The sequence below is a fragment of the Propionicimonas sp. genome (assembly GCF_049840635.1).
Classification (GTDB): Bacteria; Actinomycetota; Actinomycetes; order Propionibacteriales; family Propionibacteriaceae; genus Propionicimonas.
Map to the genome: position 1 here is coordinate 909,419 of NZ_JASGKL010000004.1, position 21,107 is coordinate 930,525.

At 71.4% G+C, this 21,107-nt stretch carries 21 protein-coding genes and 1 pseudogene; 21 read left to right on the forward strand and 1 reads right to left on the reverse strand.

Annotated features, from left to right (window positions below; genetic code table 11):
• Positions 1–2 precede the first annotated feature (2 nt).
• The 11 genes and pseudogenes from ruvX to QM779_RS04455 all read left to right on the forward strand — a co-directional run bounded on the left by ruvX (position 3) and on the right by QM779_RS04455 (position 8,678).
• Positions 3–485 carry a Holliday junction resolvase RuvX gene (gene ruvX, locus QM779_RS04405; protein WP_428532173.1) on the forward strand — a complete coding sequence of 161 codons (483 nt, stop codon included), beginning with the start codon at positions 3–5 and terminating at the stop codon, positions 483–485.
• On the forward strand, positions 478–1,506 hold the full coding sequence (gene mltG / locus QM779_RS04410; RefSeq protein ID WP_428532176.1) for an endolytic transglycosylase MltG: 1,029 nt from the start codon (positions 478–480) through the stop codon (positions 1,504–1,506). The genes ruvX and mltG overlap by 8 nt, the downstream gene beginning before the upstream one ends.
• Positions 1,428–2,828 (forward strand): chorismate synthase, encoded by a 1,401-nt coding sequence (gene aroC, locus QM779_RS04415; protein WP_428533065.1) that lies wholly within the window; start codon positions 1,428–1,430, stop codon positions 2,826–2,828. The genes mltG and aroC overlap by 79 nt, the downstream gene beginning before the upstream one ends.
• Positions 2,825–3,790: pseudogene (locus QM779_RS04420) on the forward strand (shikimate kinase); the annotation flags it as partial. The gene aroC and the pseudogene QM779_RS04420, both read left to right, overlap by 4 nt.
• A 208-nt stretch (positions 3,791–3,998) precedes the next feature.
• Positions 3,999–4,403, forward strand: a complete 405-nt coding sequence (locus QM779_RS04425; protein WP_428532179.1) for a 3-dehydroquinate synthase family protein — start codon at positions 3,999–4,001, stop codon at positions 4,401–4,403.
• A gap of 13 nt (positions 4,404–4,416) precedes the next feature.
• Positions 4,417–4,923 carry an FMN-binding negative transcriptional regulator gene (locus tag QM779_RS04430; RefSeq protein ID WP_428532182.1) on the forward strand — a complete coding sequence of 169 codons (507 nt, stop codon included), beginning with the start codon at positions 4,417–4,419 and terminating at the stop codon, positions 4,921–4,923.
• Positions 4,920–5,078 (forward strand): hypothetical protein, encoded by a 159-nt coding sequence (locus tag QM779_RS04435; RefSeq protein WP_428532185.1) that lies wholly within the window; start codon positions 4,920–4,922, stop codon positions 5,076–5,078. Before QM779_RS04430 ends, QM779_RS04435 begins: the two co-directional genes overlap by 4 nt.
• Positions 5,079–5,174: 96 nt before the next feature.
• Positions 5,175–5,729 (forward strand): elongation factor P, encoded by a 555-nt coding sequence (efp, locus tag QM779_RS04440; protein ID WP_428533068.1) that lies wholly within the window; start codon positions 5,175–5,177, stop codon positions 5,727–5,729.
• A 6-nt stretch (positions 5,730–5,735) separates the two neighbouring features.
• Complete coding sequence (gene nusB, locus QM779_RS04445) at positions 5,736–6,227, forward strand: transcription antitermination factor NusB (RefSeq protein ID WP_428532188.1); 492 nt, start codon at positions 5,736–5,738, stop codon at positions 6,225–6,227.
• Between the two features lie 16 nt (positions 6,228–6,243).
• Positions 6,244–8,145 carry a hypothetical protein gene (locus QM779_RS04450; protein ID WP_428532191.1) on the forward strand — a complete coding sequence of 634 codons (1,902 nt, stop codon included), beginning with the start codon at positions 6,244–6,246 and terminating at the stop codon, positions 8,143–8,145.
• Positions 8,142–8,678 (forward strand): hypothetical protein, encoded by a 537-nt coding sequence (locus QM779_RS04455; RefSeq protein WP_428532194.1) that lies wholly within the window; start codon positions 8,142–8,144, stop codon positions 8,676–8,678. The genes QM779_RS04450 and QM779_RS04455 overlap by 4 nt, the downstream gene beginning before the upstream one ends.
• 4 nt (positions 8,679–8,682) lie before the next feature.
• Here QM779_RS04455 and QM779_RS04460 read toward each other — a convergent pair whose 3' ends face one another.
• Complete coding sequence (locus QM779_RS04460; RefSeq protein WP_428532197.1) at positions 8,683–9,273, reverse strand: hypothetical protein; 591 nt, start codon at positions 9,271–9,273, stop codon at positions 8,683–8,685.
• Positions 9,274–9,348: 75 nt separating this feature from the next.
• Here QM779_RS04460 and carA point away from each other — a divergent pair, with 75 nt between their 5' ends.
• The 10 genes from carA to QM779_RS04510 all read left to right on the forward strand — a co-directional run bounded on the left by carA (position 9,349) and on the right by QM779_RS04510 (position 20,387).
• Complete coding sequence (carA, locus tag QM779_RS04465; protein ID WP_428532200.1) at positions 9,349–10,524, forward strand: glutamine-hydrolyzing carbamoyl-phosphate synthase small subunit; 1,176 nt, start codon at positions 9,349–9,351, stop codon at positions 10,522–10,524.
• The gene (gene carB / locus QM779_RS04470) at positions 10,524–13,856 is read left to right on the forward strand and encodes a carbamoyl-phosphate synthase large subunit (protein ID WP_428532203.1); all 3,333 of its coding nucleotides are present in this window, start codon (positions 10,524–10,526) and stop codon (positions 13,854–13,856) included. The genes carA and carB overlap by 1 nt, the downstream gene beginning before the upstream one ends.
• Positions 13,856–14,950, forward strand: coding sequence for a quinone-dependent dihydroorotate dehydrogenase (locus QM779_RS04475; protein WP_428532206.1), 1,095 nt, complete (start codon positions 13,856–13,858; stop codon positions 14,948–14,950). Before carB ends, QM779_RS04475 begins: the two co-directional genes overlap by 1 nt.
• On the forward strand, positions 14,947–15,762 hold the full coding sequence (gene pyrF, locus QM779_RS04480) for an orotidine-5'-phosphate decarboxylase (RefSeq protein ID WP_428532209.1): 816 nt from the start codon (positions 14,947–14,949) through the stop codon (positions 15,760–15,762). The genes QM779_RS04475 and pyrF overlap by 4 nt, the downstream gene beginning before the upstream one ends.
• Positions 15,763–15,876: 114 nt before the next feature.
• Complete coding sequence (gene mihF / locus QM779_RS04485) at positions 15,877–16,194, forward strand: integration host factor, actinobacterial type (protein ID WP_428532212.1); 318 nt, start codon at positions 15,877–15,879, stop codon at positions 16,192–16,194.
• Positions 16,184–16,735 carry a guanylate kinase gene (gene gmk, locus QM779_RS04490; RefSeq protein ID WP_428532215.1) on the forward strand — a complete coding sequence of 184 codons (552 nt, stop codon included), beginning with the start codon at positions 16,184–16,186 and terminating at the stop codon, positions 16,733–16,735. Before mihF ends, gmk begins: the two co-directional genes overlap by 11 nt.
• Positions 16,736–16,788: 53 nt before the next feature.
• On the forward strand, positions 16,789–17,127 hold the full coding sequence (gene rpoZ, locus QM779_RS04495) for a DNA-directed RNA polymerase subunit omega (RefSeq protein WP_428532218.1): 339 nt from the start codon (positions 16,789–16,791) through the stop codon (positions 17,125–17,127).
• Between the two features lie 7 nt (positions 17,128–17,134).
• Positions 17,135–18,361, forward strand: a complete 1,227-nt coding sequence (coaBC, locus tag QM779_RS04500) for a bifunctional phosphopantothenoylcysteine decarboxylase/phosphopantothenate--cysteine ligase CoaBC (protein WP_428532221.1) — start codon at positions 17,135–17,137, stop codon at positions 18,359–18,361.
• Complete coding sequence (metK, locus tag QM779_RS04505; RefSeq protein ID WP_428532224.1) at positions 18,358–19,545, forward strand: methionine adenosyltransferase; 1,188 nt, start codon at positions 18,358–18,360, stop codon at positions 19,543–19,545. The genes coaBC and metK overlap by 4 nt, the downstream gene beginning before the upstream one ends.
• A complete protein-coding gene (locus tag QM779_RS04510) occupies positions 19,542–20,387 on the forward strand; it encodes a GNAT family N-acetyltransferase (protein ID WP_428532227.1) in 846 nt (281 codons plus the stop codon). Before metK ends, QM779_RS04510 begins: the two co-directional genes overlap by 4 nt.
• Positions 20,388–21,107 lie beyond the last annotated feature (720 nt).

A 21,107-nucleotide genomic window follows, 5' to 3' on the forward strand; every position in this document is an offset into this window, starting at 1 on the left:
GCGTGCGCAGGGGCGTCCGGCTCGCGCTCGACTGGGGGCGGGCGAGGATCGGGGTCGCGGCCAGTGACCCCGACGGCATCCTCGCCCACCCGGTCGAGACCGTGCCGGCTGGCCCCACGGCGCTCGACCGCGTGCGCGCCCTGGTGGCCGAGTACGAGCCGCTCGAGGTCGTCCTCGGCCTGCCGCGGAACCTGGCCGGTGCGGAGGGGCCTGCCGCCGTCGCGATGCGGGAGGTGGCCGCGTCCCTCGCGTCGGCGCTGCCTGACGTGCCGATCCGGCTGGTGGATGAGAGACTGACCACCGTGACCGCCTCCCGGCAGCTCTCCACCGCCGGACGCAACACGCGCCGGCAGCGTCGGGTGATCGACCAGGCTGCGGCCGTGGCACTCTTGGAGACGGCCCTGCACCACGAACGCACCACCGGCCGGCCGCCAGGGGAACTGCAGCCCGCGCCCGGTGAAGGAAGGACGCCCACGGATGAGTAACCGATTCCCCGGGGAGATCAGGGACCCCGAGACCGGCAAGCTGGACCTCAAGGAGGTCTGGTACAAGTTCCGTTCGGCGTTCGCCGTGCTGTTGTCGCTGTCGGTGTTCATCGGCGGCGGCTGGTTCGTCTACACCAAGGCGCACGACGCCTGGCTGGACTACCGCACCGCCGAGGACTACATCGGTGAGGGCGTCGACCCGGTGGAGGTCGACATCCCCAAGGGCGCCACCATCTCCGACATCGCCAACATCCTCGTCCAGGCAGACGTGGTGAAGACCACCAAGGCCTTCACCCGCGAAGCGGCCGCGAACGCCGACTCGGCGAAGATCGCCTACGGCCGCTACGCCCTGAAGACCCAGCTCCCCGCCAAGGTGGCCCTGGCGATGCTGCTCGACCCGGCCAACATCGTGCACAACCGGATGACGCTGAAGGACGGGCTGCGGCTGTCCCAGCAGGTCACCGCCATCTCGAAGGCGAGCGGCGTGACGACGAAGTCGCTCGAGGCCGCGTTGAAGGACTGGAAGAAGCTCGGCCTGCCCAGTTGGGCCGAGCGGGCGGCGAGAGGGTTCATCTCCCCCGACACCTACGAGTTGCCCGACAAGCCCACCGCGTCCACGGTGCTGAAGCTGACCACCAAGCAGTTCAACAACGTCGCCGACGAGATCGGCTTCCAGGACGCGGCGACGGCGCTCGGCTACACGCCCTACGAGGTGCTGACGATGGCCAGCATCATCGAGAAGGAAGCCGGCACCAACGACGACGACAGGGCGAAGATCGCCCGGGTCTTCTACAACCGGCTGGACTCCGGCATGAAGCTGCAGTCGGACGCGACGGTCGCCTACGCGAACAACATCACCGGCCGGGTCTTCACCACCCCGGAGAGCGCGCCAAGGATTCTCCCTACAACACCTACCTGCACAAGGGACTGCCCGTCGGGCCGATCACCTCGCCGTCGAAGAAGTCGATGCAGGCCGCGATCGCGCCCGCGGACGGTGACTGGCTGTACTTCACGGTGGTGAACCTCGACACGGGTGAGACCGCGTTCGCGACCACCTACGACGAGCAGAAGGCCACCAGGCGAAGCTCCAGGCGTGGTGCACGGCGTCCGACGCCAACCGCGACAAGTGCAACGGGAAGTGACGGAACCAGGCGAATGCTGCGCTACCTGACCGCCGGCGAGTCCCATGGACGTGCCCTCGTCGCGACCATCGAGGGGATCCCCGCCCACGTCCTGCTGACCTCGGCGGACGTCGGTGCAGCGCTGGCGCGGCGCCGGCTCGGCACCGGCCGGGGTGCCCGGATGAAGTTCGAGGCCGACGAGGTGACCCTGCTCACCGGGGTCCGCCACGGGGAGACCCTCGGCTCGCCGATCGCGATCATGGTCGGCAACACCGAGTGGCCCAAGTGGGAGACCGTGATGGCCCCCGACCCGGTGCCTGCGGACGAGCTGGCCGAACTGGCCCGCAACGCCGCCCTCACCCGGCCGCGGCCGGGGCACGCCGACCTCTCGGGGATGCAGAAGTACGACTGGGACGAGGCCCGGCCGATCCTGGAGCGGGCTTCCGCCCGCGAGACGGCCGCCCGCGTGGCGCTGGGCAGGGTCGCGGCGAACTTCCTCGAGCAGGCGTTCGGCATCCGCGTGCTCAGCCACGTCGTCCGGATCGGTTCCGCGGAGACGGACGCGTCCGTCCTGCCCGGCCCAGACGACCTCGACGCGATCGACGCCCACCCGGTCCGCTGCTTCGACCAGGCGGCAGGGCAGGCGATGCTCGACGAGGTCGCCGCGGCGAAGGCCGACGGCGACACCCTCGGCGGCGTCGTCGAGGTGCTGGCCTACGGGCTGCCGCCGGGCCTCGGCTCGCACAGCCAGGGGGACCGTCGCCTGGACGCGAAACTCGCCGGCGCGCTGATGGGCATCCAGGCCATCAAGGGCGTCGAGGTCGGGGACGGCTTCGCGCTGGCCGCGACCCAGGGCAGCCTCGCCCACGACGAGATGACGCCCGCCGACGGTGGCGTCCACCGGCTCTCCAACCGTTCCGGCGGCACCGAGGGCGGGATGAGCAACGGCGAGGTGCTCCGCGTCCGGGCTGCCATGAAGCCGATCGCCACCGTCCCCCGTGCGCTGCGCACCGTCGACGTCACCACCGGCGAGGCCGCGCAGGCCCACCACCAGCGCTCCGATGTGTGCGCGGTGCCGGCGGCCGGCGTGGTCGCGGAGGCGATGGTGGCCCTCGTCCTCGCCGAGGCCGCGCTGGAGAAGTTCGGCGGCGACTCGCTGGCCGAGACCCGCCGCAACCACACCGCCTATCTGGCCAGGCTGGCCGAACGGAACCTGGGTTGACCGGTCCCGACCTCGTCCTGGTCGGCATCCCCGGTTCGGGGAAGTCCACCGTCGCCGCGCTCCTCGCCGAACTGTGGGGCGTGCCGCTGGTCGAGGTCGACAGCCTGGTCGAGCAGGCGCTGGGCTCCAGCGCGGAGGAGTTCTTCGCCGGCCACGGAGAGGCGGCGTACCGCGTGGTCGAGGAGCGCGCGTGCCTGGCCGCCCTCGCCGGCCCGGGGGTGGTCGCGCTCGGCAGCGGCGCGGTGGAGTCGGCGACCGTGCGCGAGGCCCTCGTCGGGGCGCCGGTGGCGTGGCTGCGGGCCTCCGTCGCGACCGTGACCCGCCGGCTGGGCATGAATGCGCTGGGGATGGACGCACTGGTCGCCATCCGGGACCGGCTCGGGGCGTTGCTCGCGAGCAGGGCACCCTTGTACGCGGCGGTCGCCACCCTGGTGGTGGAGACCGACCGCACGGAGCGCCGCGGAGGTGGCGGAGGAGATCCGTCGAGTGAGGAGCGTGGGATGACCTGGGTGCCGATCGACGTCAGCACCGACCAGCCGTACCAGGTGGTGGTGGGACGTGGCGCGTCCAGCCTGCTCCCGCAGTTCCTGGACGGGGTCGAGCGGGTCGCCGTGATCCACCCGCCGGGGCTCGCATCGCTGCTGCCGGCCATCACCGCGGGCCTCGACCAGCAGGTGACGGCGATCCGCGTCCCCGAGGCGGAGGCCGGCAAGACCGCCGAGGTGCTCCAGGGCTGCTGGGAGGCGCTGGCCGGCGCGGGGTTCACCCGCTCGGACGCGGTCCTCGGCCTCGGCGGCGGCGCGACCACCGACCTCGCAGGCTTCGTCGCGGCGACGTGGCTGCGCGGCGTCCGCTACATCGCGCTGCCGACCTCGCTGCTGGCCATGGTGGACGCGGCGGTCGGCGGCAAGACCGGGATCAACCTGAGCGCGGGCAAGAACCTCGTCGGGTCCTTCTACGAGCCGTTCACCGTGCTGGCCGACCTCGACTTCCTCGAGACGCTGCCTGACGGGGAGTTGCGCTCGGGGATGGCCGAGGTACTGAAGTCCGGCTTCATCGCCGATCCCTCGATCCTCGACCTCTTCGAGGAGGATCCGGCCGACGCGCTGGCCGCGGCCGGCGACCGTGCAGGCGGAACTGATCCGCAGGGCCGTCTCGGTGAAGGCGGCCGTGGTCGCCTCGGACCTGCGCGAGCGCACCTCCCAGGGCGGCGACATCGGCAGGGAGGCGCTGAACTACGGGCACACGCTCGGCCACGCCATCGAGCGCCACGAGCACTTCCTGCTCCGGCACGGGCAGGCTGTCGCGATCGGCATGGTGTACGCCGCGGAGGTGGCCCGTGAGCTCGGCATGATCGACGACGACCTGGTCGCCCGGCACCGTCGGGTGCTCACCGCGGCCGGCCTGCGGACGAGCTACCCCGAGGGGGTCTGGCTGAGCCTGCACGAGAGCATGAACCTGGACAAGAAGTCGCGCGGCTCCCGGCTGCGCTACGTCCTGCTCAACGGGCTCGGCGACCGACCGTGGTGGCCGACCCGAGCGAGGGCGCCCTCGCCGACGCGTTCCTCCGCCTGAACGAGGCCTGAGGGTGTACATTCCCGCGCACTTCGCGATGACGACCGAGCAGGTCGCCGACGTCCTGGCGGCCGGACGCGCGGGCGACCTGGTCACGTACGGGCCGCCGGGCCTGGTCGCCACCTACGTGCCGATGCTGCACGAGGACGACGGCAGCGATTTCGGCCGGCTGGTCGGGCACCTGTCGCTGGTCAACGACCAGTGGCGTCCGGCCGAAGCAGGAGAGCCGGTCGAGGCGATGTTCGTCCTGCACGGTCCCGACGACTACGTCGAGGCCGACTGGCTGAGCACGCCCGCCTCGCCCAACGTCCCGACCTGGAACTACGTCACGGTCCACGCGTGGGGCGACCTCGTCGTCCACCGCGACCCGGAGTGGCTGCTGGCCGTCGTCCGCCGGCTGAGCCTCGCGCACGGCGACGCGTCCGTCGATGCGATGGAGCCTGCGTCCGTGGACCGGCTGCTGCGGGCCATCGTCGGGGTGAAGTCCGGATCACCCGGGTGGACGGCAAGGCGAAGATGAGCCAGAACAAGGCGCCTCAGGTGGTCGCCCGGGTGATCGACGGCCTGCGTGGGGCCGGCGGCGATGCGACGGCCGACTGGATGGAGGAGCACTCGCTGCCCCGGGCACGGGCGAAGGCCGAACTGCTCGACGGGATCCGCACCCGCCAGCCGTGACCCACGTCGCGCTGATTCTGACAAGTCAGCGCGGACGGCTAGACTGTGCGGTCGCGAAACTCTTCTCGGACGAAAGCGGGCTGGCTCGTGCCAACCATCTCCACCAACGACCTGAAGAACGGCGTGGTCCTCGACATCGATGGCCAGCTGTGGACCGTCGCCTGGTTCCAGCACCACAAGCCTGGCAAGGGCAACACGGTCGTGCGCACCAAGCTCAAGCACGTCCTCACCGGCAAGGTGGTCGACCGCACCTTCAACTCCGACACCAAGGTGGAGTCCGCGAGCGTCGACCGCCGCGACATGCAGTACCTGTACCACGACGGCGAGGCGTACGTGTTCATGGACACCGACACCTACGACCAGCTGAACATCAGCGAGGACGTGGTCGGCGACGCCAAGAACTACCTGCTGGAGAACCAGGTCGCCACCGTCGCGCTGCACGACGGCAACCCGCTCTACATCGACCTGCCCGCGTCCGTGGAGCTCGAGGTCACCTACACCGAGCCCGGCCTCCAGGGCGACCGCTCGACCGGCGGCACCAAGCCCGCCACCGTCGAGACCGGCCTGCAGATCCAGGTCCCGCTGTTCATCACCACCGGCGAGAAGGTCAAGGTCGACACCCGCGAGGGCAACTACCTCGGCCGGGTCTGACCCGACGTGGCTGAACCCACCCGCATCACCAGGCCGGACGGCACCGTCCTCGAGCTGATCGAGACGATCCCGGCCGAGCCGGCCGACGGGCACCGCCCCGCCCGCGCCAAGGCACGCAAGCGCGCGCTGGACATCCTGTTCGAGGCCGACCTGCGCCAACTGCCGGCGACCGCGGTGCTGGCGGCCGCGCGCGAGGAGAACGACCCGCCGGTGCGCGATTTCACCGTCGAACTCGTCGAGGGTGTCGCCGCGCGGGTGGACGAACTGGACGCCCGGATCTCCCGCGTGCTCGCCGCCGGGTGGACGCTGGACCGGATGCCCCGCGTCGACCGGAACCTCGCCCGGCTGGCCGCCTTCGAGCTGGCCACGACCGACACCCCCGCCGACGTCGTCCTCGCCGAGGCCGTCGCCCTGTCCGAGCAGCTGTCCACCGACGACTCCCCGGCCTTCCTCAACGGCCTGCTGTCCGCGCTGATCGCGGGCGGGGGAGCCCGGTAACAGGGACGAGCCGCGGATGCGCGCGGTGGGGGCCTCCCTGGGCCGGCTCTGGGACGAGGTCGCGCTGCTGTTCGCCCAGACCGGGCGGACGCTGGGCCGGCTGGCCGCTCCCGTCCTCGGCCTGATGCTGCTGGGCTGGTCGGCCAACGAACTGTCGGTCCTGGTCGCGAGCGAGGTCTCCTCCACCTGGCCGTGGCTGGTGATCGTGCTCCTCGCGGTCGGCATGGTCCTGCAACTGGCCACGATCCTCGCCCTGCTGCGCCTCGTCGCGGTGGACCTGGGTCTGCCCGCGCTGCTGCGGCAGGGAGCGGTCGACAGCGCTGACGACGACCGCGACACCGGCCCGGTGCAGCTGCTGACGATCACGTTGCTGCCGTTCCTCGCGATCTACGCGACCTTCGGCTTCGTCAGCGACTACGCCTCGAACCTCGTGAAGCTCGCGGGTGTCCGCAAGGGCTACGCCGACTTCATGATCGCCATGAACCCGATCGAGAATTCTGTGGTCCTGGCGTGGACCCTCGGGTTCCTCGTGGTCGGCTACGGCTTCAAGCTGCTCAACGATCGCTGGCGGGAACGCACCCGGTTCCCACTCGTGGTGGGCGTCGTGGAGATCCTGGTCGAGGCGACGCTCGCGCTGCTCGTCCTGCTCGTCGCCTTCCGCATCGGGGAGCAGGTCGTCCTGTGGGCCGGGGACCGTGTCTTCCGACAGTGGCTGGACGACGGGGGCGCCTGGCTGGCGTCGGCGATCCACCTGGACCTGCCCGCCGTCCTCACCCAGGCCTGGTCGTTCTGGGCCGGGACGCTGTGGCCGGTGCTGTTCGACGGCTTCACCCGACCCCTGCTCTGGTTGGCCATGGCCGGCCTCGTCTTCGGCACCCGCGTCCTCAGCCTTGCCGACCTGTGGCGCCTCGGGGAGCCGGGCCGCGACGCCCCCACCACCGGCACGGGCCGGGCACTGGCCCGGCTGAGGGAGGACAACGACACGGTGCGCGGGGTCCGCCGCGTCGCCCTCTCCGTGCAGGAGTGGTTCCTCGGCGGGGTGGACGAGACCGTCCTGCCCGCCTGGCAGTCGCTGCGCCTGGTGGTCCGCGCCGGCTGGCCGTTCCTCGGCGCCTTCGTGATCGCGTTCACGCTCGTGGACGCGGCCGGCGACCAGCTCAACCGGCTGGTCCTGAGGCTGGTCGGCGGCCATCCGATCGACTTCTGGCTGCGCGTGCTGCCACTGGTCGATCTGGTCAGGCTCGTGCTGGTCATGGGAGTGCTCTGGGTGCTGTTGGCCGTCGCCTACTCGCGTGCGCTCTCGATCTTCGCCGCGGGGACGGGCGACGCCGTCGCACCGGTGCTCGTCCCACGCGCCGGTGCCCGCAGCGGCGCCCGCTCCGGGGTGGTCGGGGCCGCGTGCGTCATCGTGGTCACCGCGCTCGTCGTGGTGGCTGCGGGCCGATTGCCCGAAGGGATCGGGCACGAGGTGAACCAGGTCGCCCTCCTGCAGGCCGGCGACCTGCAGGGGCAACAGGTGAAGGCGGGCCAACCGCGGGTGGCCCGGTCCATCCAGGTCGACTCGGACGTGGTCGACAGTGACCTCGTCTTCGTCGTCGTGCCCGTGCTGGTCTCCTCCCCGGGGCCGGACGGGGGGATCGTCCAGCTCACCCTGGTGTCGGGTGAGCGCACCTACTCGCCCTGGGCGGGGCTCGGTGCGCCCATCGCCCCACCCGGCTTCAGGGTCGCGCAGGAGGCGGTCTTCGAGGTGGACCCGGCCGACCTCGGGCCCGAGGCCGCGGTGGTGTTCGCGCCCGGAGAGCCCTTCTCGTCCTACCAGGAGTGGGTGCGGGTGCCGCTCGGCCTCACGCAGGCAGGGGCCGACGCCGCCGAGAAGGTCACCACGGTGGAGACCACCCCGTTGAGGGCCGCCGCGTGAGCGCGCCCCAGACGCCGTGGACGCAGGGGCTCGTTGCGCGTTCTCGGGCACTGCTGGTCGCAGGGGTGGTCGCGGCTCTGGTGACCGTCGCCGTGTCGCTGTGGCTGGCGCGCAACGACGGGCGCCTGGACTACACGCTCGCGCGACCGGGTGCCACCGCGACGGCTGCGGGCGCGACCTTCCATGTGGATCGGCTGTTCGTGATCAGCGCGCTGCCCGGCTCCTTCGACACGACCCCGGCCGTCGACGGCGCGACCTTCGTCATTGCCGACCTGACCGTGGACCTCACCGGCACCCCGGGCAACGGGTGCCTGGTCTACCTGAAGGCGGGAGACTTCTGGTTCACCAGCGACCTGTCGTACACGCCGTCCGATCCGGAGGCCAGCCCGGTCTGTGCGGCCGGCACCGCGGGCATTCTCTCGGTCGCGTTCGAGGTGCCCGAACGCCTCGTCGACCAGGTGGACGGTGTCCGGATCGACATCGTCGACGGCGAGACGACGGCCCGGCTGGTGCTGCCGGCCACGATCGGCTGAGCCGCTACTGCGCGGCGGGCAGGATCGTCAGTGGCAGCGTGACCGTCGTGCCCCGCGCCTGCGAGTCCGGGTTCCAGGTCTTCTGCCCGCCCGAGACGCCGAGCACGGAGTTGTCGGTGTACTCGAACGGGAACACCCCGGCGACGACCGTGTCCCTGAAGGTCGTCCCGGCAGGGAAGCTGAACCCGGCGGCGAGGTCCACCGGGAGGCCGCCGGGGGGCACGACGCTCCTGCGCCAGGTTCCGCCGAGGTCGACGCTGCTCAGCACCGCGCTGCGCTCCCCGCGGGCCGGGACGACCGCGAGGTTGCCCGCGTCGCCCTGCACGGGTGCCAGCGTCTCGTCGTGGGGGTTGCGCACCGTGCCGTGGACGATCACGGTCCATTCGCCGGTCTCGTCCTGCTGCGCCGTCGCGTCGTCGAGGACGAAGACGAGGTTGCCCGCGTCGATCTCCTGACCGGGCTGCGCGGACGCGTAGTCGCTGCGTTCGGCGAATCCGCCCAGTGCCCACACCAGTGCGACGACGGCGATCACGGCGGCGAGGACGACCAGCGCCGGCCGGCGCCCCTGGCTGCCCGCCACCTGTCCATCCGCCACGCCGCGGATTCTACGTGGTGGAGGTTTGGTAGTCTCGTCCGGGTTCGACCGCGACCCGAACAGTGAAGGATGTCGATGCCGAGCAGCTACCACACCTCGGAACAAGTCCCCGCCCTGCTGGTGCTGGAGGACGGGCGCAGTTTCCGGGGGGTCTCCTTCGGCGCGCGCGGTGAGACCTTCGGTGAGGCGGTGTTCTCCACCGGGATGTCCGGCTACCAGGAGACGCTGACCGACCCCAGCTACCACCGCCAGGTCGTGGTGGCGACCGCTCCGCACATCGGCAACACGGGCTGGAACGACGAGGACGACGAGTCCGGACGCATCTGGGTGGCCGGCTACGTCGTCCGCGACCTGTCCCGCGTCCGCTCGAACTGGCGCTCGAACCGCTCCCTCGACCAGGCGCTGCGCGAGCAGGGCGTGGTGGGGATCGCAGAGCTCGACACCCGCGCACTGACCCGGCACCTGCGCGAGCGCGGGGCCATGCGGGTCGGTATCTCGACCGAGGAACTCGACGTCGACAGGCTGCGGGCCAAGGTGCTCGCCTCCCCGGAGATGGCCGGGGCCAACCTCGTCGCCGACGTCACCGTCCGCGAACCCGAGGTGACGCCCGCCGTGGGGGAGAAGCGGTTCACCGTGGCGGCGATCGACCTCGGCATCAAGGACATGACGCCCACCCGGATGTCCGAGCGGGGCATCGAGGTGCACCTGCTGCCCGCGGACGTGGGCATCGACCAGGTCCGCGAGGTCGCCCCGGACGGCGTGTTCTTCTCCAACGGGCCCGGCGACCCGGCGGCCGCCGACGACGCGGTCGCCCTGCTGCAGCAGGTGCTGGACGCCGACCTGCCCTACTTCGGCATCTGCTTCGGCAACCAGATCTTCGGCCGCGCGCTCGGCTTCGGCACCTACAAGCTGAAGTACGGGCACCGCGGCATCAACCAGCCGGTGAAGGACCTCACCACCAACAAGGTCGAGGTCACCGCCCACAACCACGGGTTCGCGGTCGACGCGCCGCGCGAGGGCGGCACCGACACGAAGTGGGGCGAGGCGCGGGTCTCGCACGTGAACCTCAACGACGACGTCGTCGAGGGCCTCGAGCTGCGGTCGTCCGACGGCGAGCTGCGCGGCTTCTCCGTCCAGTACCACCCGGAGGCGGCGGCCGGCCCGCACGACGCGTCCTACCTGTTCGACCGGTTCGTGGCCATGATGGACGCGCACCGAACCGCCCGCTCCGGAAAGAAGGGGGACGCCTGATGCCCCGCCGCGACGACATCGGTTCGATCCTGGTGATCGGCTCCGGCCCGATCGTGATCGGCCAGGCCTGCGAGTTCGACTACTCCGGCACCCAGGCCTGCCGCGTCCTGCGCGAGGAGGGGTTCCGGGTCGTCCTGGTGAACTCCAACCCGGCCACGATCATGACCGACCCGGAGTTCGCCGACGCGACCTACATCGAGCCGATCCAGCCCGAGTACCTCGAGCAGGTGATCGCGGCGGAGCGTCCCGACGCCCTGCTGGCGACCCTCGGCGGCCAGACCGCCCTCAACGCCGCGGTCGCCCTGCACGAGTCGGGGGTGCTGGCGAAGTACGGCGTGGAGTTGATCGGCGCCTCCTTCGACGCGATCCAGTCCGGCGAGGACAGGGAGAAGTTCAAGGAGATCGTCGCCTCCCTCGACGTCCCCGGCGCGAACCCGGAGGTCGCCCGCTCGGCGATCTGCCACACGATGGACGAGGTGCTGGCCGCCGCCGTCGACCTGGGCTATCCGGTGGTCGTGCGGCCCTCCTTCACGATGGGCGGGGTGGGCTCCGGCTTCGCCCACGACCCCGAGGAACTGCGCCGGATCGCCGGCCGCGGCCTGCAGGCGTCCCCGGTCACCGAGGTGCTGATCGAGGAGTCCGTGCTCGGCTGGAAGGAGTACGAGCTCGAGGTGATGCGCGACAAGGCGGACAACGTCGTGATCGTCTGCTCCATCGAGAACCTCGACCCGATGGGCGTGCACACCGGCGACTCGATCACGGTCGCCCCGGCGATGACCCTCACCGACCGCGAGTACCAGGCCATGCGCGACGTCGGCATCGCGGTGATCCGCGCGGTCGGCGTCGACACCGGCGGCTGCAACATCCAGTTCGCGATCAACCCCGACAACGGCCGGATGATCGTGATCGAGATGAACCCCCGGGTGTCCCGGTCCTCGGCCCTCGCGTCCAAGGCCACCGGCTTCCCGATCGCGAAGATCGCGGCCAAGGTCGCCGTCGGCTACACCCTCGACGAGATCCCCAACGACATCACCGCCGAGACCCCGGCCTCCTTCGAGCCCACGCTCGACTACGTGGTCGTGAAGGCGCCCCGGTTCGCGTTCGAGAAGTTCCCGACCGCCGACTCCACCCTGACCACGCACATGAAGAGCGTCGGCGAGGCGATGGCGATCGGCCGCAACTTCACCGAGGCGCTGGGCAAGGCGTTGCGCTCGCTGGAGGACGCGAAGGCCGGCTTCGACTTCACCGGGCCGATCCAGGGCTCGCTCGACGAGCTGCTGGAGAGCATGGCGCGTCCCCACGACGGCCGCCTCGGCGACGTGATGCTCGCCTTCCGGCTCGGCGCGACCGCCGCCCAGGTGCACGAGGCGACGAAGATCGACCCGTGGTTCGTCGACCAGCTCCAGCTGGTCTTCGAGGTGGCGGAGGAGGTCCGGACAAGCCCGGAACTCACCGCCGACCTGCTGCGGCTGGCCAAGCGGCACGGCCTGGCCGACGAGCAGGTGGCGAAGCTGCGCAACCTGTCCACGGACGTGGTCCGCGGCGTGCGCTGGGCGCTCGGCGTCCGGCCCGTCTACAAGACGGTGGACACCTGCGCGGCCGAGTTCGCGGCCCGCACCCCGTACCACTACTCGTCCTACGACGAGGAGACCGAGGTGGCGCCGCGGGAGAAGCCGGCGGTGCTGATCCTCGGCTCCGGCCCCAACCGGATCGGCCAGGGCATCGAGTTCGACTACTCGTGCGTGCACGCGGCGATGGCGATCCGCGCGGCGGGCTATGAGGCCGTGATGGTCAACTGCAACCCCGAGACCGTCTCGACCGACTACGACACCTCCGACCGGCTCTACTTCGAGCCGCTGACCCTGGAGGACGTCCTGGAGGTGTACCACGCCGAGGCGGCGGCAGGGCCGGTGGCCGGCGTGATCGTCCAGCTGGGCGGGCAGACCCCGCTCAAGCTCGCGCAGGCGCTCAAGGACGCCGGCGTCCCGATCGTCGGCACCTCGCCTGAGGCGATCAACCTGGCCGAGGAGCGGGGCGCGTTCGGCACCGTGCTGTCCGACGCGGGCCTGACCGCCCCGGCCTACGGCATGGCGGAGTCGTCGGAGCAGGCGCTCGGCATCGCGCACGAGATCGGCTACCCGGTCCTGGTGCGTCCCTCCTACGTGCTGGGCGGACGCGGCATGGAGATCGTCTACGACGACGCGTCGCTGGTCTCGTACATCGAGCGGGCGACCGACATCACCCCGTCCCGACCGGTGCTGGTCGACCGGTTCCTCGACGACGCGATCGAGATCGACGTGGACGCCCTGTTCGACGGCTCCGAGCTGTACCTCGGCGGCGTGATGGAGCACATCGAGGAGGCCGGCATTCACTCCGGCGACTCCGCCTGTTCGCTGCCCCCGATCACGCTCGGCAACGAGGTGATCGAGCAGATCCGCACCGCGACCGAGGCGATCGCGCGCGGCGTCGGCGTCCGCGGCCTGCTGAACATCCAGTACGCGCTGCTGGGCGATGTCCTGTACGTGCTGGAGGCGAACCCGCGGGCGTCCCGCACCGTCCCGTTCGTGTCCAAGGCCACCGACACCCAGCTGGCGAAGGCCGCGACCCGGATCTCGCTCGGAGCCACGATCGCCGACCTGCGCGCGGAGGGCGTGCTGCGGGCGGTCGGCTGCGACGGCACCACCATCCTGGAGTCCGCCCCGATCGCGGTGAAGGAGGCGGTGATGCCGTTCAACCGGTTCCGCACCGCCGACGGCTCCTGGGTCGACACCCTGCTCGGCCCGGAGATGAAGTCCACTGGCGAGGTGATGGGGCTGGACGCGACGTTCGGCACAGCGTTCGCGAAGAGCCAGGCCGCGTCCTTCGGCAGCGTCCCGACCGGCGGCACGGTGTTCGTCTCGGTCGCCAACCGGGACAAGCGGCACGCCATTTTCCCTGTGAAGCGGCTGGCCGACCTCGGTTTCACCGTCCTGGCCACCGAGGGCACCGCGCAGGTGCTGCGGCGCCAGGACGTGGAGGTGACGACGATCCGCAAGGCGTCGCAGGGGCCCGGCCCGAACGGGGAGAAGACGGTCGTGCAGGCGATCCTGGACGGCGAGGTCGACCTGATCTTCAACACGCCGCAGGGCGTCTCGAAGGACGGCAACCCGCGTCGGGACGGCTGGGAGATCCGCTCGGCCGCCATCCTCGCCGACGTCCCGTGCGTCACCACCGTGCAGGGCCTGTCCGCCTGTGTGCAGGGGATCGAGGCGCTCCGCAGGGGCGCGGTCGGCGTCCGGCCGTTGCAGGAGTGGAGCGCGGACGTCCGCTCCGAACTCGCAGCCCTCGACTGATGGGACTCCCCGCCGGCCTGCTGGACGCCGGGTACACCCGGCTGCTGAGGCCGGTGCTGTTCCGCGCGTACGACGGTGACCCGGAGGCCATCCACGAGCGGACGATCCGGCTGCTGGCCGGCGTGGGCTCCGAGGCCCTCGCCAGGGCCCTGACCGGGCTGGTCGCGGGCAGCAGCGGACGCCGGACGACCGTCGCCGGCATCGACTTCCCTTCCCGGGTGGGCCTCGCGGCGGGGCTGGACAAGGACGCCACGGCCGTCCTCGCCTGGCAGGGGCTCGGCTTCGGCTTCGCCGAGTTGGGCACCGTCACCGGGCGCGCCCAGCCGGGGAACCCGAAGCCGCGCATGTTCCGGCTCCGTGACTCGAAGGCCCTGGTCAACCGGATGGGGTTCAACAACCCCGGCGCGGAGGCGGTCGCCGCCACGCTGGCCGCCCGGAACGTCTACCGGGGCAACGCCGCCGCCGGCATCCCGATCGGGATCTCGATCGGCAAGACCAAGCTCGTCGCCCTCGAGGACGCGGTCGCGGACTACCTGCTGTCCTTCCGCCTGCTCGCCCCGCACGCCGACTACGTCGCCGTGAACGTCTCCAGCCCGAACACCCCCGGCCTGCGCGCCCTGCAGGACGGGGGCGCCCTGGCCGACCTCGTCGGTGCTCTGCGGACGGAGGCCGAGGCGCTGGCCGCCGGTGGCCGTCCCGTGCCGATCTTCGTGAAGGTGGCTCCGGACCTGACCTGGGCGCAGCTTGACGAGGTCCTGGCCACCTGCGCCGACCACGGCGCTGCGGGGCTGGTCGCCACCAACACCACGCTCGCCCGCGACGGGCTGGCCGCGTCCGACCAGGGCAGGGCCGGGGAAGCGGGCGGACTCTCGGGCGCGCCCCTGACCCGGCGGGCCCGCGAGGTCGTCGCGTACGTGTGCGCGCACACCCGCCTGCCGGTGATCGGTTCCGGCGGGGTGATGACCGCCGCCGACGCGGTGGCGCTGTTCGACGCGGGCGCGAGCCTCGTCCAGCTTTACACTGGCTTCATCTACGGCGGGCCGGGCCTCCCGGCAGCCGTGAACGCCCTCGACGGGGAGAGGAAGGGATCGTGACCACCTACTGGCGCCGCCTGCGGGAGGTCGTCGCGGATCGCGGCCCCCTCTGCGTCGGGATCGACCCGCACCCCTCCCAGCTGAAGGCCTGGGGCTTGGACGCGACCGCGGCCGGCGCCGAGCGGTGCGCCCGCACGCTCGTCGAGGCCCTGGGCGACCAGGTTGCGGCCTTCAAGCCGCAGTCGGCCTTCTTCGAGGCGTACGGCTCGGCGGGCATCGCCGCGCTGGAGCGCGTCCTCGCCGACATCGCCGGCACCGGCGCGATGAGCATCCTCGACGTCAAGCGCGGCGACATCGGCTCCACGATGGAGGCCTACTCCGACGCGTACCTCGCCGACGGGTCGCCGCTGGCAGCGGACGCCATCACGCTGTCGCCCTACCTCGGCTTCGGGTCTCTGGCGCCCGCGTTCGAGCGCGCCCACCGCTACGAGCGCGGCGTGTACGTGCTGGCTCGCACGTCCAACCCCGAGGGCGGCCAGGTGCAGCTCGCACTGACCAGGGACGCCTCGGTCGTCCAGTCGATCATCGACGCGGCCACCGAGGTGAACCACGCGTCCCGGCAGAAGGCGATCGGCCTGGTCGTCGGCGGGACGCACGAGAGCCTCGGCTGCGACCTCAGCGACTTCAACGGCTCGATCCTCGTGCCGGGCATCGGCTTCCAGGGCGGTCGGATGGAGGACCTTCCGGGACTGTTCGGGGACGCGGTCGACCAGGTGCTCGCCGTCGTGGGGCGCGGGGTGATCTCCGCCGGCCCGGACGCGTCCGCGCTGCGCGGGAAGGTGTCCGAACTCCTCTCCGCCTCCGTCCGCTGAAGCCCGTCCATCACGCCTAGTGTGTGAACATTTCGGTTCGGATGACGACGGCGTCGCAGGGACGCTAGGTTGGGCGTGCAAGGCAAGCCAACGACCCCAGACAAAGGCACTGCAGTGACGATCCCGCAGCTCACCACAGAGCAACTCGAAGCCGCCCGCGCGGCGGCGACCGAAGCCCGCCGCCGGCGCGCAGACCTGAAGAGCAAGGTGCGCACCGGTGCGCTCACGCTCAGCCAGGCCCTCGAGATCGCGGCGGACGACGACATCCTCGCCCACGTGAAGGTCGTGGACCTGCTCAAGGCGCTCCCGCGGGTGGGCGAGAAGCGTGCGAGCGTGGTGATGGAGCGCCTCGACATCGCGTCGAACCGGCGCATCCGCGGGCTCGGCCGCCATCAGGTGGCCGGCCTGAAGGCCGAGTTCAGTGAGCGGTGACGTCACCGTCATCTCTGGTCCGACCGCGGTGGGCAAGGGCACGGTCGTCCGGGCCCTCCGCGAAGGTCACCCCGACGTGTGGGTGTCGGTCTCCGCGACCACGCGGGACCCGAGGCCCGGCGAGGTGGATGGCGAGCACTACCTGTTCGTGAGCGGCGCGGAGTTCGACGAACTCGTCGCGTCCGACGGCCTGCTGGAGTGGGCGCTCGTGCACGGCACCGACCGCTACGGCACGCCCGCAGCGCCCGTCCGGGCCGCGGTGGCCGCCGGCCGGCGGGTCATCCTCGAGATCGAGGTCCAGGGCGCACGGCAGGTGAAGCGACGGATGCCGGACGTCCGCACGGTCTTCATCGCCCCCCCGACCTGGGACACGCTGAAGCAGCGCCTGGTGGCGAGGGGGACGGAGACGGCGGCGCAGATGGACCGCCGGCTGCAGACCGCGGAGGGCGAGTTGGCGGTCGCCGCGGAGTTCGACCACATCATCGTGAACGACGATTTGGGCGCTGCGGTGGAGCAGTTGGTAGAGTTGTTGGGTCTGTGACGGCATGCACCGGGTTCTCGCGTGCGCCGCGTTCTTCAATCAGGAAGCTGAACTTGAGCACTCACACTCCCGAGGGAATCACCAACCCGCCGATCGATGACCTGCTGACCCGGGTCGATTCCAAGTACCGGCTGGTGCTCTTCGCCGCCAAGCGCGCCCGCCAGATCAACGCCTACTACTCCCAGCTCGGCGAGGGGCTGCTGGAGAACGTGGGCCCGCTGGTGGACATCGGTATCCAGGAGAAGCCGCTCTCGATCGCCCTGCGCGAGATCAGCGCCGACGTGCTGGAGTGCACGGAGATTGACCCCGAGGCGGAGGCCGCTGCTCGCGCCGAGGCCGCCGGCGATCCCGACTTCTCGCTCGACCCGTTCGGCTCCGACGACCTGGGCTGAGCCCCCGATGAGCCGGATCGTGCTCGGCGTGGCCGGCGGGATCGCCGCGTACAAGGCCTGCCTGCTGCTGCGCCGGTTCACCGAGGCCGGCCACGACGTCCACGTGGTGCCGACGGCGAACGCGCTGTCGTTCGTCGGCGAGACCACGTGGGCCGCCCTGTCCGGCCACCCCGTGCACACCTCGGTGTTCGCGGACGCCCACGAGGTGCCGCACGTCCGACTGGGCCGTGACGCAGACCTCGTCGTGGTCGCTCCGGCCACGGCCGACCTGCTCGCGCGGGCCGCGTCCGGGCGGGCGGACGACCTGCTCACCAACGTCCTGCTCACCGCCACGTGCCCCGTCGTGATGGCCCCGGCGATGCACACCGAGATGTGGCACCACCCGGCCACGCAGGCCAACGTCGCCACGCTGCGCTCTCGCGGCGTGGCGGTGCTGCGTCCGGCGGAGGGCAGGCTCACGGGCGCCGACTCCGGGGCGGGGCGGCTGCCCGAGCCCGAGGACATCGAGGCGTCGGCTCTGGCGGCGCTGGCCGACCCGCGGGCCGTCGCCGGGATGGCAGCGCAGGACCTCGCCGGCTGGCGCGCCGTGATCAGCGCGGGCGGGACGCGGGAGGCGCTCGACCCCGTCCGCTTCGTCGGAAACTCTTCCTCCGGGCTCATGGGCGTCGCGCTCGCCCGAGCCTGCGTCCAGCGGGGTGCGGAGGTGACGCTGGTCGCCGCCAACCTGGCGATCGAGGCCCCCGCGGGGGTGGGCGTCGTGCCGGTGGTGTCGACCGGAGACCTTGCCGCGGCCATGGCCGAGCACGCCCCGTCCGCCGACCTGGTCGTGATGGCTGCGGCTCCCGCCGACTTCACCCCGGTGAGCCGCAGCGACAAGAAGCTGAAGAAGTCCGGCGACGCGGGGCTCACCGTCGAGTTCACCCAGACCACGGACGTGCTGGCCGGCCTGGCTGCGCGGCGTCCGGACGGACAGGTGGTGGTCGGCTTCGCCGCCGAGACCGCGTCCGACGAGGACGACCTGGTGCGGCTCGGCACCGCCAAACTGGCCCGCAAGGGGTGCCAGCTGCTGGTGCTGAACAACGTGTCCGGAGGCGCGGTGTTCGGCGCGGAGGAGAACGAGGTCCTCCTGCTCGACCCCTCCGGGCTGGTCGGACGCGCGGCGGGCTCGAAGACGTCGGTGGCGCATGCGATAGTGGACGCTGCCGTTTCCGTCCGCGAAAGGAGGCCTGCGTGAGCAGGCTGTTCACCTCCGAGTCCGTCACCGAGGGCCACCCCGACAAGGTCGCCGACGCGATCTCCGACGCCGTCCTCGACGAGTTGCTGCGCCAGGACCCGACCTCGCGCGTCGCGGTCGAGACCCTGGTCACGACCGGCACGGTGGTCGTGGCGGGCGAGGTCACCACGGACGCGTACGCCGACGTGGCGCAGCTGGCCCGGCAGCGGATCCTCGACATCGGCTACGACTCCTCGGACAAGAGTTTCGACGGGCGCTCCTGCGGCGTGCTGGTGTCCCTCGGCGTGCAGTCCCCGGACATCGCCCAGGGGGTGAACAGCGCCGAGGAGCAGCGGGAGGAGGGCTCCTGGGACGCCCTCGACGCGCAGGGCGCGGGCGACCAGGGCCTGATGTTCGGCTACGCGTGCAACGACACCGCGACGCTGATGCCGTTGCCGGTCGACATCGCACACCGGCTCGCGGAACGGCTCGCGGAGGTGCGGCGGTCCGGCGAACTGGACTTCCTGCTGCCCGACGGCAAGACGCAGGTGACGATCGAGTACGCCGGGTCCACCCCGGTGCGCGTCGACACGGTCGTGGTGTCGACCCAGCACGTGGAGGCGGTCACCCACGACGTGATCGCCGCTGAGGTGCGGGCGCGGGTGATCGAGCCGGTGCTGGCCCGCTACCCGATCGCCTCCGACGGGCTGAAGACCTACGTGAACCCGACCGGCAAGTTCGTGATCGGCGGCCCGATGGGGGACGCCGGCGTGACCGGGCGCAAGATCATCGTCGACACCTACGGCGGCATGGCCCGGCACGGCGGCGGTGCGTTCTCCGGCAAGGACCCGTCCAAGGTCGACCGGTCCGCTGCGTACGCGATGCGCTGGGTGGCGAAGAACGTGGTCGCCGCGGGGCTCGCCGAGCGCTGCGAGGTGCAGGTGGCCTATGCGATCGGCCGCGCGCACCCGGTGGGGTTCTACACCGAGTGCTTCGGCACCGAGAAGGTGCCGGTCGACCAGATCACCGATGCGGTGCTGGCCGTCTTCGACCTGCGTCCGGCGGCGATCATCCGCGACCTCGACCTGATCCGTCCGATCTACTCGTCGGTGACGAACTACGGCCACTTCGGCCGGGAGCTCGACGCGATGACGTGGGAACGCACCGACCGCGCCGAGGCGCTGGCCGCCGCCGTCAAGGGGTGACCGAGCCGCTCGCGCCGGCGGAGGAACTGGGGGAGATCCGGCGCTACGCGGACGCGGCCGAGTTCTGGAGGGTCGCAGAGCCGGTCGTCCGGGGTGAGCCGGTGCTGCTGTCGGTGCTCGCCTCGACCGTCGACGGCTGCCGCCGTGGCGGTGTCCCGGACGCGTCGTTCTTCGTGGTGAAGAGGCCGGGACGTCCGCCGTTCCTGGCGATGCACACGCCGCCGCATTTCTTCCATCTGCCGCTGGCCGACCCGGAGGCGGCGTCCGCGTTGGCGCGGTTCGTCTTCGCTGAGGGTCTGCGTCCGGCCGGCGCGGGTGGTCAGGCGGACTCGGTGGACGCCTTCAGCGATGTCTGGTGTGGCCGGACCGGGCGCGGGCGGCGGGCGGTGATGCAGATGGGCATCTACGACCTGCCTCGGCCGCCGCGGCTGCAGTGGCCCGTCTCCGGGGAGGCCCGGGTCGCTGAGGGCGTGGATGCGCCTCTGGTCGATGCATGGCTGGCGGCGTTCGCTGCCGAGACCGGCGTGCCGTCGACGACGTCTGCGCTCTCCCTGCCCGACGGCAGGGTCTGGCTGTGGTGCGACCCGGAACCGGTGGCGATGGCGTGCCGCACAGTGCCCGCGGGCGGGGTGGCCCGGGTCAGCTACGTCTACACGCCGCCGGACGCGCGGGGCCACGGCTACGCCAGCGCCGTCACCGCGGCCGTGAGCGCCGCGCTCCTGGACGCCGGCTTGCGCTGCATGCTCTACACCGACCTCGCCAACCCCACCAGCAACGGCATCTACGCCGCGCTCGGCTACCGACGCCTCGCCGAGTCCGTGGACGTCGAGTTCACCGCCTGAGCCGTCGCCCAGCCTGCGCTCCCGTCCACAACAAGGTGGACGGATTGTCGCGAGTACGCCGCAGAGGCGTCCATCTTGTGGTGGTGAGGCGGGGCCAGGCCGATGCTGCTGCCGCCCCTGTCACCCCGGGCTTGACCCGGGGTCTCGCCGTCCCGTCCACGACAAGGTGGACGGATTGTCGCGACTACGCCACGGAAGCGTGCACCTTGTGATGGACGAGACACCCCTGCCGCTCAAGGTGGACGGTTCGTGGCGAGTTCACCGCAGAAGCGTCCACCTTGCGGTGGTGAGGAGGGCCGGGCGGATGCTGCTGCCGCCTGTGTCACCCCGGGCTTGACCCGGGGTCTCGCCGTCCCGTCAACGACAAGGTGGACGCTTTGTCGCGAGTTCGCGGCTCAAGCGTCCATCTTGTGGTGGACGAGGCGCCCCTGCCGCTCAAGGTGGACGGTTTGTCGCGAGTACGCCGCGGAAGCGTCCATCTTGTGGTGGTGAGGAGGGCCGGGCGGATGCTGCTGCCGCCTGTGTCACCCCGGGCTTGACCCGGGGTCTCGCCGTCCCGTCAACGACAAGGTGGACGGTTTGTCGCGAGTACGCCGCAGAGGCGTCCATCTTGTGGTGGACGAGGTACCCCTGCCGCTCAAGGTGGACGGTTCATCGCGACTACGCCTCAGAAGCGTCCATCCTGTGGTGGACGAGACACCCCTGCCGCTCAAGGTGGAC

Coding starts and splice junctions, on each gene's coding strand:
- mltG (WP_428532176.1), top strand. CDS start 478: ATGAGTAACCGATTCCCCGGGGAGATCAGGGACCCCGAGACCGGCAAG.
- QM779_RS04435 (WP_428532185.1), top strand. CDS start 4,920: ATGAGCCAGAACAAGGCGCCTCAGGTGGTCGCCCGGGTGATCGACGGC.
- QM779_RS04475 (WP_428532206.1), top strand. CDS start 13,856: ATGGGACTCCCCGCCGGCCTGCTGGACGCCGGGTACACCCGGCTGCTG.
- carA (WP_428532200.1), top strand. CDS start 9,349: ATGCCGAGCAGCTACCACACCTCGGAACAAGTCCCCGCCCTGCTGGTG.
- carB (WP_428532203.1), top strand. CDS start 10,524: ATGCCCCGCCGCGACGACATCGGTTCGATCCTGGTGATCGGCTCCGGC.
- coaBC (WP_428532221.1), top strand. CDS start 17,135: ATGAGCCGGATCGTGCTCGGCGTGGCCGGCGGGATCGCCGCGTACAAG.
- QM779_RS04450 (WP_428532191.1), top strand. CDS start 6,244: ATGCGCGCGGTGGGGGCCTCCCTGGGCCGGCTCTGGGACGAGGTCGCG.